The following is a 16,365-nucleotide window of genomic DNA, read 5'->3' on the forward strand; positions in this document are numbered from 1 at the left end:
AATCCGGCGGCCGCGGCACGTCAAAGCGCGCCGAATCGTGCTTTGCACTGCAAAAAATTTGTTCGCCAGACCGGCCGGTCAGATCAGCGACATGTCCAGCGGTGGGGCGACGCTGTCCGGTAGCGGGCTGACATAGGGGGTGCGGGTCGTGCGCTTCTTTAGGTCGGCCCTCGCGGCGGCGATCAGGTCCGGCTCCGTCAGCGCCTTGATGCCAAGGCCGGCCATGGCCTTGGCCGCCTGCACCATGGCCTTGTGGGCGGCCGGACTCTTGCCCTGCGCCACCACTTGCCAGGTGTGGAACGGGGTGCCGATCGCAACCGTCGGGGCATGAACCTGAACGGTCGGGACGACCCAGCTCACATCGCCGACATCGGTCGAGCCGATTTGCGGGTTGCGTTTGGCATCGAGCGGGACGATGAAATCGGCCAGCGGCCGGTCGGTCGGCTCCATGCCGATCGAGTGATAGACGGTCGCGATATCCTTCTCCGTCAGCGTGGAGCGGATCTGCTGCGCGAAATCCTTGTCCGTCTTGTCGAAATGCGGCGGACCGAGTTCTTCCATAATGTCATGGAGGGCGGCCTCGAGCGGGGTGTTGGGCAGCAGGTTGGAGACGGCCGAAATGATCTTCATCTCCACCTTGGTTTCGGTCATCAATGCCGCGCCCTGCGCGATCTTGTGGACCCGCCCCACCAGTTCGTTCATGCCGGGCAGGTCGCGGTCGCGGATCGAATAGCGCACCCGGGCATGGGCCTGCACCACGTTGGGGGCGATGCCGCCGGTGTCGAGCAGGGCATAGTGGACGCGGGCGTCGCTTGGCATGTGCTCGCGCATGTAGTTCACGCCGACATTCATCAGTTCCACCGCATCGAGCGCGCTGCGGCCGAGATGCGGCGAAGCAGCGGCATGCGAGGTTCGCCCGGTGAAGATGAAATCGGCGCGCGTGTTGGCAAGCGAAGGCGTCACCACGACTTCCCAGAAGCTGGACGGATGCCAGGTGATGGCGATGTCGGCATCGTCGAACGCGCCCGATCGCACCATGAAGGCTTTCGCCGCGCCGCCTTCTTCCGCAGGACAGCCATAATAGCGCACGCGCCCCGGCACCTTGTGTTCGGCGAGCCAGTCCTTCACCGCTGTGGCTGCAAGGAGCGCGGCGGAACCGAGCAGATTGTGGCCGCAACCATGGCCATGGCCTCCAGCCTCCAGCGGGCGAGGTTCGGCCACGCCGGCCTCCTGGCTGAGACCGGGCAGGGCGTCATATTCGCCAAGGAAGGCGATGACGGGTCCGCCGTCGCCCCATTCGCCCATCACGGCGGTGGGAATGCCGGCGACCTGCTCGGTGATGCGGAAACCCTGATGGCGCAGTTCGGCCAGATGCTCCGCTGACGAGCGCGCTTCGGTGTAGCAGACCTCGGGCATCGCCCAGACCCGGTCGGCCAAGGCGACAAAGCGCGGTTTGATCGTATCGACGCCACGCCAGATGTTACTGCGGTTATCCATCTTCCGATTTCCAATTCTGAAGCGATGAGGGCTGAGGAATTGTAATCAGCTTCGCAAAACGACGCCAGCGCCGGGGCAGGCATCTGCCATGCCCATCACACCTTCACGCCATGCGGCCTGAACAGCCGGCCTTTCTCCACCACCAGCACCACGGCGAGCGCGGCCAGCGTGCAGAGCAGGAAGCCGGTCGCGAACGGCACCAGCGTGCCGTCGTAATCCTGGCCGATGGTGGCGCCGATGCCGATGGCGAGCAGGGTGGTGATAGAGCCGTACAGCGACGCGGCGGTGCCGGCGATATGGCCCTGCGGCTCCATGGCGAGCGCGGTGAAATTGGCGATCATCAAGCCGAACGCAAACATCATCGATACCGAAAGCACCATGAACAGTGGCAGGGGCAGCGTCTGCATCTTCGCCGCCACCAGCATGGTCGCGGCGATGACCACGAAGCCGATCAGCGCGCTGTGGGAGAGCACGCGCATGCCGAGGCGGCCGACGAGCCTGGAATTGACGAACCCGGCGATCGCGGTTCCGACGGCGACACCGGCAAACGCAACCGGAAAATAATGCCCGAGCTGGTAGATGCCGGTGAACACCTGCTGCGAGATGAATACGAAGGCGAACAGCGAACCCAATACGCCGCCGGCCGCCAGCGCATAACCCAGCGTCTGGCGATTGGTCACGGTCTGGCGGAACGCATCGAACACCGCGCCGATGGCGAGTGACCTCCGTTTGGCGACAGGCAGTGTCTCTGGCATGCGCAGTGCGCTCCAGACCAGCGCCACCACGCCATACAGCATCAGCACGATGAAGATGCCGCGCCATTGCGTCAGCATCAGCACGGCCTGGCCGAATGCCGGGGCAACGACGGGAACGGCAATGAACACCATCATCGCCAGTGACATCACGCTCGCCATGCGCCGACCGGCGTAGCAGTCGCGGACGATCGAGGTCGCGATCACGCGCGTAGCCGAGGTGCAGAGGCCCTGCAGCGCGCGCGCCAGCAGCAAGGTTTCAAAAGAAGGAGCCGCGATCGCCAGCAGGCTGGCGATACAATAGACGGCCATGCCGCCGAGCAGGACCGGCCGCCGCCCGAACCGGTCGGATAGCGGGCCCATGACGAACTGGCCGACGCCGAAGCCGACCAGGAAGATCGACAGCACCATTTGCGGGCGGTTGACTGAGGTGATGTGGAAGGCGGACGCGATGTTCGGCAGCGCCGGCAGCATCATGTCCATCGCGAGCGGATTGAGCGCCATGATGGAGGCGATCACGATCACGAATTCGGGAAAGCCCATCGGGCGGTGGCCTGAAGCGGCCAAGGCATCGGCACTGGTATTGGACAACGAAAAATCCTTTTTCAGGCGGCACCTTATGGAGTTTGGTGCGCCGCACAATCGGTGTTTTCGGAATGGCAGACCATCGGTAAGGGGGTCTTGAACGCGCAACACTCTTATTTGCCGGCGAGTGCCTCATTGCACCTCTTTGCAAACGCCAGAAGATAGGCACCCATCTCGGCGGACAGCCGTGAGGTGGGTTGCACATTCTGCGTGCTCATATTGAGCGCGTACACCGGCAGGCCCTTGACGATGATTGGTGTCGCAACAGCCAGAACGCCGCGCTGCCACGAGGCGGCGCAATAACCATCGCGCTTGACGGATCGGATCGATCTTTGCACCTCGGCGAGCAAGTTCTGCGTTGCGCCGGCACCGCGCCGCTTGAAGGTCGCAAATAGTTTGGCTCGTTCCTGTTCGGTTATGCCCGCCAGATAGGCGCGCCCGAGCGAGGTCGATTCCATCGGCACCTGCTGCCCCGCAACAACATTGCGTAGCGCTACACGCGGGTTGAAGCGGACCGATTCCAGGTAGACCATCATTGAACGGTCCGCGGTGGCCAATCCAACATTCATCTTCCGCCGCATGGATTCAACGCGCATCATCGGGCCCAAGGCGTTGAGGATTGGCGAGCTCATGCGCATCGCGTGCCCGAAGCTGATCACCGCTGCGGCCAGCCTGTAGGCGCGTTCGCTGCGAACATCGTCCAGCATGCCGGTTTGGACGAGCGTGCGAGTGAGCCGGCTGACCGTCGCTCGCGGAATCCCGGTTCGCTCTGCGATCTCTCCATTTCCGAGAACATCGATTCCCTGCCGGAACGCCCGCAAGATCTCGACGCCCCTCTGCAACGAACGATTGCCGTCAGCAGAGTTCATCCGTGGCTCCTCCTCGGCTCGTCTAACGGATAGGCGGAATACAAGGCAGGACGCAAGCGGCCACCGGTCTTGGACCAACTCAGCCGCGTCGCGGACGCCAAACCGCTCGGCCGCCAATTCCACTAGGTGGAAATAGGCCCAGGGAAGGCGGGCTTGCGTGTGCTACCGCATAGCGCGGCCCCGATAGCAGGAAGCCGCCGTGACAGAAGGCATTTTCAAAATGCTCGAACAACAGCCAAAGGGAGGTACGCATGCAGAAGAGCAATGTCACCCGTCCTTCGGGACCCGCAGCACGCCGGGGCCTGCAGATCAGTCTTGCCGCTTTATCGCTGGTAGCGGCATTGGCCGCCACCCCGGTTCGAGCCGAATACCCCGCCAAGATCATCAAGATCGTGGTTCCCTTCGCATCCGGCGGCGGTACCGACATCATCGCGCGCACGCTGGCTCAGGAAATCTCGCCGGATCTGGGCAAGTCGGTCATCATCGAAAACAAGCCGGGGGCCGGCACCATCATCGGAACGAAGACTGTCGCCACCAGCGAGCCTGATGGCTACACGCTGCTGCTGGCAAGCTTCTCCCATGCGGTCAATCCGAGTTTGAACGACAAGCTTCCATTTGATCCGCACAAGGATTTCGCGGCGGTCTCGCTGATCGCGCGATCCCTCAACATCGTTGTGGTGAATCCGGCATCGAAGATCAAATCGATCCCCGACCTGATCGCGGAAGCCAAGGCCAAACCCGCGAAGCTCAACTACGGCACGTTCGGGACTGGAACTTCGGCCCATTTGGCTGGAGAACTGTTCAAATCGATGGCGAATGTGAACCTGACAACGGTGTCCTACAGGGGCGCTGCGCCGGCGATCACCGATCTCCTGGGCGGCCAGATCGATGTCATTTTCACCACGGTGGCAAGCGCAGCCTCGCTTGTCGGAGCTGGGCAACTCCGGGCACTGGCTGTCACGACTGCCGAGCGCTCGCCCGCGTTCCCCGATTTGCCGACGGTCGCCGAGGGTGGGGTACCAGGCTACGCCGCAGAGAGTTGGTACGGATTGTACGCGCCGGCCAAGACGCCCGCGCCGATCATCGAGCGTCTGAACAAGGCCGTCGCAAAGGCCGTTCAGTCCGCCGCTTTCAAGCGACTCGAGAGCAACGAAGGCCTGATCATGGTCGGCAGCTCTCCCGAAGCCCTCGATCGCTATGTTCGGGACGAGGAAGCCCGATGGCGCGAGCTGATCAAGGACGCGAATATCAAGGCGGAATAGCGTTCTGCGACGTTGCGCCAACGTCCTTGCGTTTTGGCGAAGTCACGCCGCGCCGCGAGCGTACTAGATTCCTTCACCGGTTTGAGAGGTAACCATGACGAGCCTGGTCGAGTTGTCAGTTGAGGATTCAGTCGCGATCGTGAGGTTAAACAGGCCGGATGTGCGCAACGCTATCAATGACGAGATGCGCGCTCAGTTCATCGCCGCCCTCGATCGAGCAGGTAACGACGAGGCTGTGCGCGCCGTCGTTTTGACCGGAAATGGCAAGTCGTTTTGTTCGGGGGGCGACATTTCCGGCATGCGCGATCGGTTGCAGGCGCCGTCCGGAAAGGTGGCATTCAACGGCTGGCGGAGGCAGCAGCAGACTCACAGGAGCGTTGCGGCGCTTCACGGCATGGGAAAGGTGACTGTGGCCGCCGTGAACGGCGCTGCGGCGGGTCTCGGATGCGACATGGCGCTCGCGTGCGATTTCATCGTGGCCTCCGATGAGGCCATGTTCAGCATGAGTTTTGTTCGTCGTGGATTGGTTTCCGATGGCGGAGGAATGTACTTCTTGCCGCGTCGGGTAGGCTTGTCGCGCGCGAAAGAGATGATCTTCACCGGCCGTGCCGTGGGTTCAACCGAAGCGCTCGCGATTGGACTGGCGGATCGTGTGCGTCCGGCGGCGACCCTGGTGCATGACGCGACAGCATGGGCGCGCGATCTCAGTCGGGGTTCTATCGCGGCGATCGCTCTCACCAAGGGCATCATGGACCGCACATTTGAAACTGCCGAAGAGCAGGTCTTTGCGCTCGGCCGGGAAGCCCAGGCCATCTGCTACACGACCTCCGAACACCGGGAATCCGTCGCGGCATTCCTCGACAAATCCGCGCGCTAGGAGGACCGGTATGGATGCGCTGGAACGTTTGATCCGACCGAAGAGCGTGGCAATTATCGGCGCTTCAGCCGATGCCGGCAAACTGACCGGCCGTCCGCTGGCCTTTCTGGAGAAGTATGGCTACGGGCATGAAGTCTTCCCGGTCAACCCGCGCTATCAATCGATTGGACGCTATCCGTGTTTTCCGGATATCCGGTCGCTGCCGCATGCTCCCGATGTCGCGATCGTCCTGGTCGGCTCCAGCCGTGTTCTCGACGCGGTCAAGGATCTGGGAGCCATCGGAACCGGGGCGGCGGTCGTTCTTGCCGGCGGATTTGGTGAAAGCGGCGCGGAAGGAATGGCGCGACAGCAACGGCTGAAAAGCGCAGCCGGCAATATGCGGCTTCTTGGACCGAATACGATCGGCCTCGTCAATGTCACCGACGGCATCGCCCTCTCCGCGAGTGCGGCGCTTCAGGTCAACGAACTGGTGCCCGGCTCCATCGCGCTGGTTTCTCAAAGCGGCGGCATCCTTGGGTCGCTGCTGTCGCGAGCCGATGCCCAGGGCGTCGGGTTTTCCAAACTGGTCGCGACGGGCAACGAATCCGACATCGACGTGTCCGATCTGATCAACTACCTGGTCGATGATCCCGCCACGAAGGTGATTGCGCTCTATCTGGAGGGCCTTCGCAAGCCGGCACAGTTTCGGCGGGCGGCACTGCGGGCAGCGGAAGCTGGCAAGCCAATTGTCGCCTTTAAAGTCGGGCGATCGGAGTCTGGTATCCAGTCAGCAAGTTCGCATACCGGAGCGTTGGCGGGATCGGATGTCGTCTACGATGCATTGTTCAGGCAACTCGGCATCATCAGAGCACTGTACTTCTCTGATCTGCTCGATATCCCGCTCGCGCTGAGTTCTGGGCGCCGACTGAAAGGCCGCCGCGTCGCCGTGGTAACATCAACTGGCGGCGCGGCGAGTTTGGTCGCCGATGCAGCCGGCCTGGCGGGGTTCGAAACCCCGGCACCAGACCCGATGACTGCTGGCCGCCTGAAGGCTTTAAACATTCCCGATGCGGTGCTGGATCGAAACCCCATCGACGTCACGCTCGCGGGCGTGAAATCCGAGTATTTTCGAGATGTGCTCGACAGCGTGCTCGAAAGTCCTTCCTACGATGCAGTTGCCGTCATTTTGGGTTCGTCTTCGATCACAGAACCGGAGACTGTCGGCGCGCCGTTGCGCGATTGTTTCGCCCGGACCGACAAGCCCGTTGTGGTATTTGCCAGCCCCCACGCGCCGCACGCGGTCAGGCATCTCAATCTCGCGGGCATACCAACCTTTGCAGCGCCTGAGGCCTGCGCCGCGGCATTTTCCGCAATGTGGCGCATTCACCGAAAGACCTCACCGCAAACCGGTGATCCGGCTATGCCCGTGGCGGTCGGGGCTGACATCCGGCGCATGCTGCGTCCCGGTCCTCTCAACGAGTATGAGAGCAAGGCGCTATTTGCGAAATTCGGCGTTCCGGTCACCCGTGAGATCTGTGCTGCCACGCCCGAGGAAGCTGCGTCTGCAGCGGCACGCTTCCAGGGCAACGTCGTCATCAAGGCGCTTTCACGCGACGTGCTTCACAAATCCGATGTCGGCGGAGTTGCAGTCAACATCTCTTCCAGCGATGTCGCGGCCACTTGCACGCGGATTGCGGAAACATTCTCGTTGGCGACGAATCGAAAGGCCGAAGGATTCCTGGTCCAGGAACTGGTGACCGGCGCGATCGAATTGATCCTGGGCCTTAAGCATGACAATCAGCTTGGACCTTCGATCCTGTTGGGCATGGGCGGCATCACAGCCGAACTTTACAAGGACACCGTCGTGAGGCTGGCGCCGCTTTCGCGAAAGGATGCGGAGGAAATGATCGGCGAGTTGAAGTCCGCCCCGCTGCTGAGCGGCTTTCGCGGCCGCCCGGTTGCGGATGTCGAGGCCCTTATCGACGCCATGCTTGCATTTTCAAGCATGGTATCTTCGATCGGGACAAACCTGCTGGAGGCGGAGATCAATCCCTTGTTTGTCTTGCCGCGGGGGAGCGGAGTGAGGGCGGCGGACGGCGTCGCGGTGGTGGCGGCAGACAAAGCGGAGATCGGAGGTTAAAAACCTGGCGAAACAGGCTGTTGCGGTGCACAATGAGCACTCCAAAACGAACGGCCCGCCGTAACCCAAAGAGTTGTTCTGGTGGGCCGCTTGCTTTATCCCCCTACGCACGAAACAGCAGCTTGATCGCTTTCGAACGGAGACCTTGTGTCGGGACAGACCTTGAAGATCGGCACGCGCAAGAGCGCGATGGCGCTGGCGCAGACGGAAGCGATCGCGCGGCTGCTCTGCGCCGCCGATTCCGCGCTCGATGTCGAGATCGTCAAGTTCGAAACCCGCGGCGATCAGGACCAGACCAGCAAACTGCTTCGCCATGGCGGCAAGGGCGGCGCCTTCGTCGCCGAAATTCGCGAAGCCATGCGCGGCGGCGAATTGCAGGCGGCGATGCATTCGCTGAAGGACGTTCCCGGTAACGAAGAGACGCCGGGCCTGATCATCGCGGCGACGCTGCCGCGCGACGCCGCCAACGACGCACTGGTGCTGCGGTCCGGCGTCTCGCTGGAGGATTTCCGCGCATCGAAGGGCAGGGGCTTCAAGATCGGGACCAATGCGGTGCGCCGTGCCGCCTATCTGCGCCGGCTGTTTCCCGAGGCGACCGTGATCCACTTTCGCGGCGCGGCCGATACCCGGGTGGCAAAACTCGATCGCGGTGACAAGCAACGGCTTCCCGATGGCGGCGAGGTCGGTCCTGCGGACGCGCTGGTGATGGCGCGATCAGGGCTCGAGCGCATCGGAATGGCTTCACGTATTGTCCATGACTTTTCGGTTCGCGAGATGCTGCCAGCGGTAGGGCAGGGCATCGTCGCGGTCGAGTGCGTCGAGAGGGACTGGCTCACGCGCGGACGCCTCGCAAAGATCGAGGACGCCTCGTCGCGGCGCTGCGCCGAGGCCGAGCGCGAGGTGCTGTGGGTGTTGAACGGCCATTGCAACTCGCCGATCGCCGGCCATGCCACGCTGGCGGGCCGCGAGATGACGCTGACGGCCGCCGTGCTCGACGAAGCCGGCGACCGCTTCATCGAGGTCTCGCAGCGTGGCCCTGCGGATCGGCCCCGCGAACTCGGCCGCGCCGTCGGTCTCGACCTGCTTGACAAGGGCGCCGCCGAAATCATCGCGCGCACACGGCCGGAGGAAACGTCGCTGCTTTCATGAGGCTGCCGATATCGCGCCGAGCGTCATTGCGAGCCAACGGGTCGCGCGAATGCGCGTCCGATGACAGGCTCCGCGAAGCAATCCATCTATCCCCGAGCCGAACGTGGATTGCTTCGCGGAGCCTGTCATCCGGCGGCGCTTAGCGCCGACCGGGTGGCTCGCAATGACGTGGATAGGCCGCGGCGTACGCGCGGTGGCGCAATGACGGCGGTGAGTGTCACAGCCAAATCACGCCGCCAGATCCTGCAACAGCAGCGATGAGCCGCGAATCAGCACCTTGCGTCCCTTCGCCGTGATGGCGGGCGCATCGCCGTTCATGGTGGCAAGTTCGAGCGCGATGAGGCCGTCGATCGTGAAGCGGCTCATGCGCGGCAGCTTTGATGCTGGCGTCCGCAATGCCTTCAGCGTTTCCCACTGGGCCGGCGTCAGCTCGTAGTCGACTTCTTCGTTCATGGTACCTCGGCTTCCCACAATTCCTGTGGCGCCTCATAGCGAGCGCACATGAAATTCGTGCGACCGCAACGAGTCGGTATTTCGACAAGCGACGATGCGCTGTCACATCATCGTGTCATTGGAATCCATCGATTTCGTCGAATCACGCGGGCAGCCAAAAACAAACAACGCTGGCGCAGGTCGCATGAGCAGGGGCGCGTCAAAAAGACCGCCCAATCGCCGCAACCCTTAAGAGAAAGTTACTAACCAAAGGTAAATTTTAGGACTGTCAGGACACGGTTTCCGCGTCCACTTCTGCCAAACCTCATCCTGAGGAGCCGCGTAGCGGCGTCTCGAAGGATGAATGGCGCCGGCGGGGCCGCATGGTTCGAGACGGCGCTAAAGCGCCTCCTCACCATGAGGGTCTGATAGCTTCTTGTGCGGTTTTGCCTTCTATCCCCGCCGTACGCTTGCACCGCCATCGACCGGCAGCGTCACGCCGGTGATGAAACTCGCTTCGTCCGACGCAAGAAACAGCGCAGCGTTGGCGACGTCCCAGCCGGTGCCCATCTTCTGGCGCAGCGGAACTTTCGCGTCGCGTTCGGCCTCGACTTCGGCGCGGCTTTTCTTGAACTCGCGCGCGCGGGTATCGACGGCCATCGGCGTGTTCATCAGCCCGGGCAGGATGACGTTGGCGCGGATGCCGTATTGCGCGTTCTGATAGGCGAGCTGTTCGGTGAAGGCGATCATCGCCGACTTGGTCGCCTTGTATGCCACGTAAGGATAGGTCGTGATCGCGGCCATCGAGGAGATGTTGATGATCGCGCCGCTTTTCTGCGCCCGCATGATCGGGATCACATGCTTGGCGGCCCACACGCAGCTCTTCAGGTTGATCGCTACGCAGCGGTCGAACGCTTCCTCTGATATCTCAAGCAACTCGGCGTCGCCGCCGGAAAGGCTGACGCCAACATTGTTGTGCAGCACGTCGATGCGACCCCAGCGTCCTTTCGCATCCTCCGCCATCGCCTCGAGCTCGGCATTTTTGGTGACGTCGGCCTTGAACGCCGCCGAGGAGCCGCCGCTGGCGGCGATCATGTCGACGGTCTCCTGAGCAGAGGCCAGATTGTGATCGACGCACAAGACCTTCGCGCCTTCGCGCGCAAAGGTGAGCGCTGTGGCGCGGCCGTTGCCGATGCCTTCACCGGGGCTTTGGCCGGCGCCGACGACGATGGCGACACGATCTTTCAGGCGCATCTCACTCCACTCCCGGGATCGGGTACTGTTTCAGTACCTCTTTGGTGTTTCGCTTGAGCGTGTCGCGGTATTCGGGGGCGACCTGATCGGTTTCCGGACAGGCTCAGCTAGCCGTAGAGCGCTTTGTGCTCCCGCTCGTAGGTGGCGTAGGAATCCTTGATGCTCGCCATGTTCAAGAGCATGGTTGCAACCAGTGCGTCGTCGGCGCCGAACACGGTGGTGCGCATCCATACGCTCTCGGTGCGGCGGCTGCCGCTAAGCGCAACCACTTCGCGCTCGGTCGTGTAGCTCTCGCCGGCGAATAGCGGGCCGCGCAGCAGGCGGATTTCCTGATCCGCAAACAGCCCGACCGCGGGCCCGCGCACCGGCAGCTTGTCTTCGCGCGCGCGGTATTGAAACAGCACGCTCAGCATCTCGATCGGAATAATGGCGCGGCCCCAGGGGTTGAGCTCCTGCGAATAATACGCCGAAGGCTCGGTGATGACCTTCAGCTTCTGCTCAAGCGAAAACGGATAGAGGTCGCCCATGTGCTGGTCGAAATCCATTCTAACCGTCTGGCGGGGTGTCTTCATGCCGACCTTGAGGTCGACGAGAATAACAGGATCGGCAAGCGGCTTCAGTTCGCCGAGCCGCCGCGCCAGCGCCGTGTCCGTTCCGTCGCCGCCGACCGACGCGGTGCCGCGCAAAATCTCGGTGCCGTCGCGCTTGGTCATGCCGATCGCGCAGATCGTCTGACCTGGCTTCGGCCTTTCGATGTTGGCCTGCACTTCCTCGCCCTCGAAGGCGGGGTTGCGGTAATGGGCGGATAGGCAGCCGGTTTCGAACCAGGCTTGGCCCCAGATGCGTTCGCATAGCGGCGCGAACTGGCTGAAATGGGTCGGCCCCTCGATGGTGCCGCCCTGAAACCCGAGCTTTTGCGCGGTCGCATCGTCGTGGATCGAGGCGTGAGAATCATACACCTGCGCATGGAGCATCTGCTTCGGGCTCCGCCACGGCCCAACGAGCAGATTGCCGCTCTCCAGTATCTCGGTCCTGAACGCCGCTTCTGTCATCCCTGGTGTCTCCCTTTGCCCGCAGCGTTTCAAAGAAGGCAGGGTTCGGCAAGAGGCCGGCTGATCCACAAGACAGTGAGATATGTCCTGCGGCCATGAATCCACGCTGGGCACGCATAGCAAAATCAGTGCATTCTGTTCCCAATTAGACCGGTTCAAATAACCGGCGGAACGCGCGACGGGGAGCGAACGAATGGCGTTGATGGAAGTTGGGCTGGACGACAAGTACCGTCTGGATGCGAAGCGGATTTTTCTGTCAGGTACGCAGGCGCTGGTCCGCCTTCCGATGTTGCAGCGCGAACGCGACCGCGCAGCCGGGCTCAACACCGCAGGCTTCATCTCCGGATACCGCGGCTCGCCGCTCGGCATGTACGACCACGCGCTGTGGCGCGCGAAAACTTTCCTCAAGCAGCATGACATCGAATTCTCCCCCGGCCTCAATGAGGATCTGGCAGCGACCGCCGTGTGGGGCAGCCAGCAGGTCGGCATGTTTCCCGGCGCCAAGGTCGATGGCGTGTTCGGTATCTGGTATGGCAAGGGGCCCGGCGTCGACCGTTCTGTCGACGCGCTCAAGCATGCCAATTCGGCAGGCACCTCGCCGAACGGCGGCGTGATTGCGCTGGCCGGCGATGACCATGGCTGCCAGTCCTCGACGCTGGCCCATCAGAGCGAGCAGGTGTTCGCCGCGGCACTGATGCCGGTGGTCAATCCGGCGACGCTGCAGGATTATCTCGATCTCGGCATTTTGGGCTTTGCGCTGTCGCGCTACTCAAGTTGCTGGGTCGGCTTCAAGGCGATTTCCGAGACGGTCGAAAGCTCCGGCTCGATCGTCAGCGATCCCGACCGCATCAGGATCATTCTTCCCACCGATTTCGAGATGCCGCCGGGCGGGCTTTCGATCCGCTGGCCGGATGGACCGCTGGAGCAGGAGCGGCGGCTGCACGGCCCGAAGATGCAGGCGGTGGCGGCGTTCACCCGCGTCAACAGCTTCGATCGCATCGTGCTGGATTCCAAACCGGCGCGACTCGGCATCATGGCAACTGGCAAGGCCTATCTCGATCTCCGTCAGGCGTTGGCCGATCTCGGCATTACGGACGCGGAAGCGCAGGCGCTGGGCTTGCGCATCTACAAGGTGGCGCTGACCTGGCCGCTGGAGGAATCCGGAGCAAAGGCGTTCGCGGAAGGTTTGCAGGACGTGCTCGTGGTCGAGGAGAAGCGCGGCTTCATCGAAGATCAGCTCCTGCGCATTCTTTATAATGTCGATGCCTCCAAGCGGCCATCAGTAGTCGGTAAGCGCGACGAGAGCGGCGCGCTGCTACTGCCGAGCGAAGGTGAACTAACGCCGACCATGGTCGCGGCGGCCGTCGTCGCGCGGCTGCGCAGGCTTGGTCATCGCAGCCCGGCGCTGGAGCAGCGCCTGGCAAAGCTCGAGGCCTTTGACCGTCCGGCGGAAGCCACTGGCGCAGCAAAACTGCAGCGGACGCCGTATTTCTGTTCGGGCTGTCCGCACAACACCTCGACCAAGATCCCCGAGGGCAGCCGCGCGATGGCCGGCATCGGCTGTCACGGCATGGCGCTGTCTGTGCCGAACCGCCGGACGCAGACGATCTCGCATATGGGCGCGGAAGGTGTCACCTGGATCGGGCAGGCGCCGTTCACCAATGAAGCGCACGTGTTCCAGAATCTCGGCGACGGCACCTATACCCATTCCGGGCTGCTGGCGATCCGCGCGGCGGCAGCTTCCGGCGTCAACATCACCTACAAGATCCTCTATAACGACGCGGTGGCGATGACCGGCGGCCAGCCGGCCGAAGGCGGTTTAAGCGTGTCGCAAATCGCGCACCAGGTTTCGGCGGAAGGCGCCAAGCGCCTCGCCATCGTCTCCGACGATCCCCAGAAGTATCCATCGAACTATTTCCCATCAGGTGCGACCGTCCATCATCGCCGCGAACTCGACGCAGTGCAGAAGGAGCTGCGCGAGGTCAAAGGTCTCACCGTCCTGATCTACGACCAGACGTGCGCAGCGGAGAAGCGCCGCCGCCGCAAGCGCGGGCTCTATCCGGATCCGCCGAAACGCGTCTTCATCAACGAGCGGGTCTGCGAGGGCTGCGGCGACTGCTCGGCTGTTTCGAACTGCGTTTCGGTGCAGCCGCTGGAGACGGAATTCGGCCGCAAGCGGCGGATCGACCAATCGAACTGCAACAAGGATTTTTCCTGCATCGAGGGCTTTTGCCCGAGCTTTGTCACCGTGCATGGCGGCAAGCTGCGTAAGGCCGATCGCGCGGCGGCCGATCCGTCCGCGCTGTTCGCCGATTTGCCAATGCCGGCCACACCGGCGCTTGATGGCGCCTACAACATCCTTGTCACCGGCATCGGCGGCACCGGCGTCATCACCATCGGCGCGCTGCTCGGCATGGCCGCCCATGTCGAGGGCCTGGCGTGCTCGACGCTCGACTTCACGGGGCTGTCGCAGAAGAACGGCGCTGTGATGAGTCACGTCCGCATCGCGCCCGGGGTGGACGATCTCTCCACCGTCCGTATCGCGCCCGGCGGCGCCAACCTCATCCTCGGCTGCGACATCGTGGTCGCCACCAGCATCCCCGCGCTGAGCCGGGCCGAGCGCGGCGTGACGCGCGCGGTCGTCAATGCGGACCTCTTGCCGACCGCGAGCTTCGTCATCGACCCCGACATCGATTTCGAGGCGGGAACGATGCGGGAATCGCTCAACGAGGCCGTCAGTGCCTCCGATCTCGACATCCTCGATGCCACCGGGCTTGCTACCGCGCTGATGGGCGACAGCATCGCCACCAACGCCTTCATGCTCGGCTTTGCATTCCAGCGCGGCACGATCCCGCTGTCGCTGGAGGCGATCATGAAGGCGATCGACCTCAATGGTGCTGCGGTCGAGATGAACAGGCTGGCGTTCTCCTGGGGCCGGCTCGCGGCGCACGATCTGCAGCGCGTCGTCAGCGCCGCGCGCTTCAAGAGTTCGGGCGCGGCACCGGTCCGGCGAACGCTCGACGAGAGCATCGCCTTCCGCGCCAAATTCCTGGCCGATTACCAGGACGCGGCCTATTCGAAGCGTTACCTCACTGAGGTCGAGCGCGTCCGCACAGGGGAGGCCAAGGCCGCGCCGGGCTCGCATGAACTCACCGAAGCCTTCGCAAAGGGCATGTTCAAGCTGATGGCCTATAAGGATGAGTACGAAGTCGCCCGGCTTTACTCCGACGGCGAGTTTGCGAAAGCGCTGAAGGAGCAGTTCGACGGCGGCCCCGGCGTCAAAGTCAGCCTCGCACCGCCGCTGCTTGCTTCCCGCGACAGGGCGACCGGGCATCTGCGCAAGCGCGAGTTCGGTTCGTGGATCTTCCGCGCCTTCGAACACTTGACGCGGTTCAAGTTCCTGCGCGGCACCGCCTTCGATCCTTTCGGCTACACGGCCGAGCGGCGGATGGAGCGGGCGCTACCGGGCGAATATTCCGCGATGATCTTCCGCCATCTCGACAAGGCGAAGCCGCATGATTGGCCGCGTCTGGTAGCGCTGGCAAAATCCGCGGAACTCGTTCGCGGCTACGGCCACGTCAAGGAAGCCAATGTCGCGAAATACCGCGCGGAGTGCGCGCGGCTGGAAGCCGCGATTGGCCAGCCGGTGGCGCAGGCAGCCGAATAGAGGGTATTCATCCGGCTCGTGAAGTTCTTCACGGCCGGGATCACTCACCGGCAACCCTGAGGGCGGAACCGGCTGGAATTGTCCGGCCGGCTTCCTACATGAGGATCGTTCTTCAAACCTTTGGTTGATTTCAGGAGGCCTGCGATGGTCCTGAAAAGCGCTATTGCGGTAGCACTTTGCACGGTGTTCCTGATGTCGGGCAGCGCCGCGCTGGCGGATGAATACCGTGCAGGCGAGATCCTTGGTCTCGATCTTCCCCAGGCCCTGCTTTCGCCGAAGCGGCTCGGCCCGCCGACGCAGTTCGCCCCGGTCCGGATCGAGGCCAGAACCGACCGCAAGCCGGTGAAGACGGAGCGCGTGGTTGTGCCTAAGGCTGCCGAGCGGAACGTGGTTCCGAGGACCGCCGAGCGGAAGACGCGCGTTGTGCAGGAGCGTGTGGAGAAGCCGCGCGCTGCGGCTCGCGCCAAACTTGCGCGCCGCCCTACCAATCCGCTCGACGCGCAGGCGCGCGACACGCGGATCCAGACCTGGCCGTGCAGGTCCGGCGGCATCTGCGACTGGCAGCGGTGACGTTCTCGTTGCGCGGCAACCATCAACCCTCATGGTGAGGAGGCGCCAACGGGTCCGCGCGAAGCGCGGCCCGATGACAGGCTCCGCGCCGTCTCCGGACGATGCTACGCATCGCCGGGAGAACCACGAGGCCCCGCTGGTGCCATTCATCCTTCGAGACGCCGCTGCGCGGCTCCTCAGGATGAGGTCTGACAGCGAGAATTGATGGGTATCGCTGCGCTCCACCCATCCTACGGCTCCACCATCACGTCATCCACCTGTCGCAAAACCTTCGGCCAGC

General features: G+C 63.2%; 11 protein-coding genes and 1 pseudogene. 6 read left to right on the plus strand and 6 right to left on the minus strand.

The features are described 5' to 3' along the window. Positions 1-78 precede the first annotated feature (78 nt). The 3 genes from CP49_RS41325 to CP49_RS41335 form a co-directional block, all read right to left on the minus strand. Complete coding sequence (locus CP49_RS41325) at positions 79-1,497, minus strand: M20 family metallopeptidase (RefSeq protein WP_057855814.1); 1,419 nt, start codon at positions 1,495-1,497, stop codon at positions 79-81. 95 nt (positions 1,498-1,592) lie between these two features. Continuing rightward, a complete protein-coding gene (locus CP49_RS41330) occupies positions 1,593-2,840 on the minus strand; it encodes a multidrug effflux MFS transporter (RefSeq protein ID WP_057855815.1) in 1,248 nt (415 codons plus the stop codon). 107 nt (positions 2,841-2,947) lie between these two features. Continuing rightward, positions 2,948-3,703, minus strand: a complete 756-nt coding sequence (locus CP49_RS41335; protein WP_057855816.1) for an IclR family transcriptional regulator — start codon at positions 3,701-3,703, stop codon at positions 2,948-2,950. Between the two features lie 251 nt (positions 3,704-3,954). Between CP49_RS41335 and CP49_RS41340 the strand changes: the two genes are divergently transcribed. The 4 genes from CP49_RS41340 to hemC all read left to right on the plus strand — a co-directional run bounded on the left by CP49_RS41340 (position 3,955) and on the right by hemC (position 9,110). After that, positions 3,955-4,965, plus strand: a complete 1,011-nt coding sequence (locus CP49_RS41340) for a tripartite tricarboxylate transporter substrate binding protein (RefSeq protein ID WP_057855817.1) — start codon at positions 3,955-3,957, stop codon at positions 4,963-4,965. Positions 4,966-5,059: 94 nt separating this feature from the next. Next, positions 5,060-5,842 (plus strand): enoyl-CoA hydratase/isomerase family protein, encoded by a 783-nt coding sequence (locus CP49_RS41345; protein WP_057855818.1) that lies wholly within the window; start codon positions 5,060-5,062, stop codon positions 5,840-5,842. A gap of 10 nt (positions 5,843-5,852) precedes the next feature. Beyond that, positions 5,853-7,961 carry an acetate--CoA ligase family protein gene (locus CP49_RS41350; protein WP_057855819.1) on the plus strand — a complete coding sequence of 703 codons (2,109 nt, stop codon included), beginning with the start codon at positions 5,853-5,855 and terminating at the stop codon, positions 7,959-7,961. A gap of 162 nt (positions 7,962-8,123) precedes the next feature. Further along, a complete protein-coding gene (gene hemC, locus CP49_RS41355) occupies positions 8,124-9,110 on the plus strand; it encodes a hydroxymethylbilane synthase (protein ID WP_082646503.1) in 987 nt (328 codons plus the stop codon). 228 nt (positions 9,111-9,338) lie between these two features. Here hemC and CP49_RS41360 read toward each other — a convergent pair whose 3' ends face one another. The 3 genes from CP49_RS41360 to CP49_RS41370 all read right to left on the minus strand — a co-directional run bounded on the left by CP49_RS41360 (position 9,339) and on the right by CP49_RS41370 (position 11,848). Next, positions 9,339-9,563, minus strand: coding sequence for a hypothetical protein (locus CP49_RS41360; RefSeq protein ID WP_057855820.1), 225 nt, complete (start codon positions 9,561-9,563; stop codon positions 9,339-9,341). 432 nt (positions 9,564-9,995) lie between these two features. After that, positions 9,996-10,796 (minus strand): SDR family NAD(P)-dependent oxidoreductase, encoded by an 801-nt coding sequence (locus CP49_RS41365; protein WP_057855821.1) that lies wholly within the window; start codon positions 10,794-10,796, stop codon positions 9,996-9,998. Between the two features lie 107 nt (positions 10,797-10,903). Further along, the gene (locus CP49_RS41370) at positions 10,904-11,848 is read right to left on the minus strand and encodes a hypothetical protein (RefSeq protein WP_057855822.1); all 945 of its coding nucleotides are present in this window, start codon (positions 11,846-11,848) and stop codon (positions 10,904-10,906) included. Between the two features lie 190 nt (positions 11,849-12,038). Here CP49_RS41370 and CP49_RS41375 point away from each other — a divergent pair. Together CP49_RS41375 and CP49_RS41380 are read left to right on the plus strand one after the other, a co-directional pair. Further along, positions 12,039-15,515 (plus strand): annotated as a pseudogene (locus tag CP49_RS41375) (indolepyruvate ferredoxin oxidoreductase family protein); the annotation flags it as partial. Positions 15,516-15,659: 144 nt separating this feature from the next. After that, positions 15,660-16,085, plus strand: a complete 426-nt coding sequence (locus CP49_RS41380) for a hypothetical protein (RefSeq protein WP_057855824.1) — start codon at positions 15,660-15,662, stop codon at positions 16,083-16,085. The last annotated feature ends 280 nt before the right edge of the window (positions 16,086-16,365 follow it).

The sequence above is a fragment of the Bradyrhizobium valentinum genome (genome assembly GCF_001440405.1).
Lineage (GTDB): Bacteria > Pseudomonadota > Alphaproteobacteria > Rhizobiales > Xanthobacteraceae > Bradyrhizobium > Bradyrhizobium valentinum.

Coding starts and splice junctions, on each gene's coding strand:
- CP49_RS41360 (WP_057855820.1), bottom strand. CDS start 9,563: ATGAACGAAGAAGTCGACTACGAGCTGACGCCGGCCCAGTGGGAAACG.
- CP49_RS41365 (WP_057855821.1), bottom strand. CDS start 10,796: ATGCGCCTGAAAGATCGTGTCGCCATCGTCGTCGGCGCCGGCCAAAGC.
- CP49_RS41380 (WP_057855824.1), top strand. CDS start 15,660: ATGGTCCTGAAAAGCGCTATTGCGGTAGCACTTTGCACGGTGTTCCTG.
- CP49_RS41370 (WP_057855822.1), bottom strand. CDS start 11,848: ATGACAGAAGCGGCGTTCAGGACCGAGATACTGGAGAGCGGCAATCTG.
- CP49_RS41345 (WP_057855818.1), top strand. CDS start 5,060: ATGACGAGCCTGGTCGAGTTGTCAGTTGAGGATTCAGTCGCGATCGTG.
- CP49_RS41325 (WP_057855814.1), bottom strand. CDS start 1,497: ATGGATAACCGCAGTAACATCTGGCGTGGCGTCGATACGATCAAACCG.
- CP49_RS41350 (WP_057855819.1), top strand. CDS start 5,853: ATGGATGCGCTGGAACGTTTGATCCGACCGAAGAGCGTGGCAATTATC.
- CP49_RS41340 (WP_057855817.1), top strand. CDS start 3,955: ATGCAGAAGAGCAATGTCACCCGTCCTTCGGGACCCGCAGCACGCCGG.
- CP49_RS41335 (WP_057855816.1), bottom strand. CDS start 3,703: ATGAACTCTGCTGACGGCAATCGTTCGTTGCAGAGGGGCGTCGAGATC.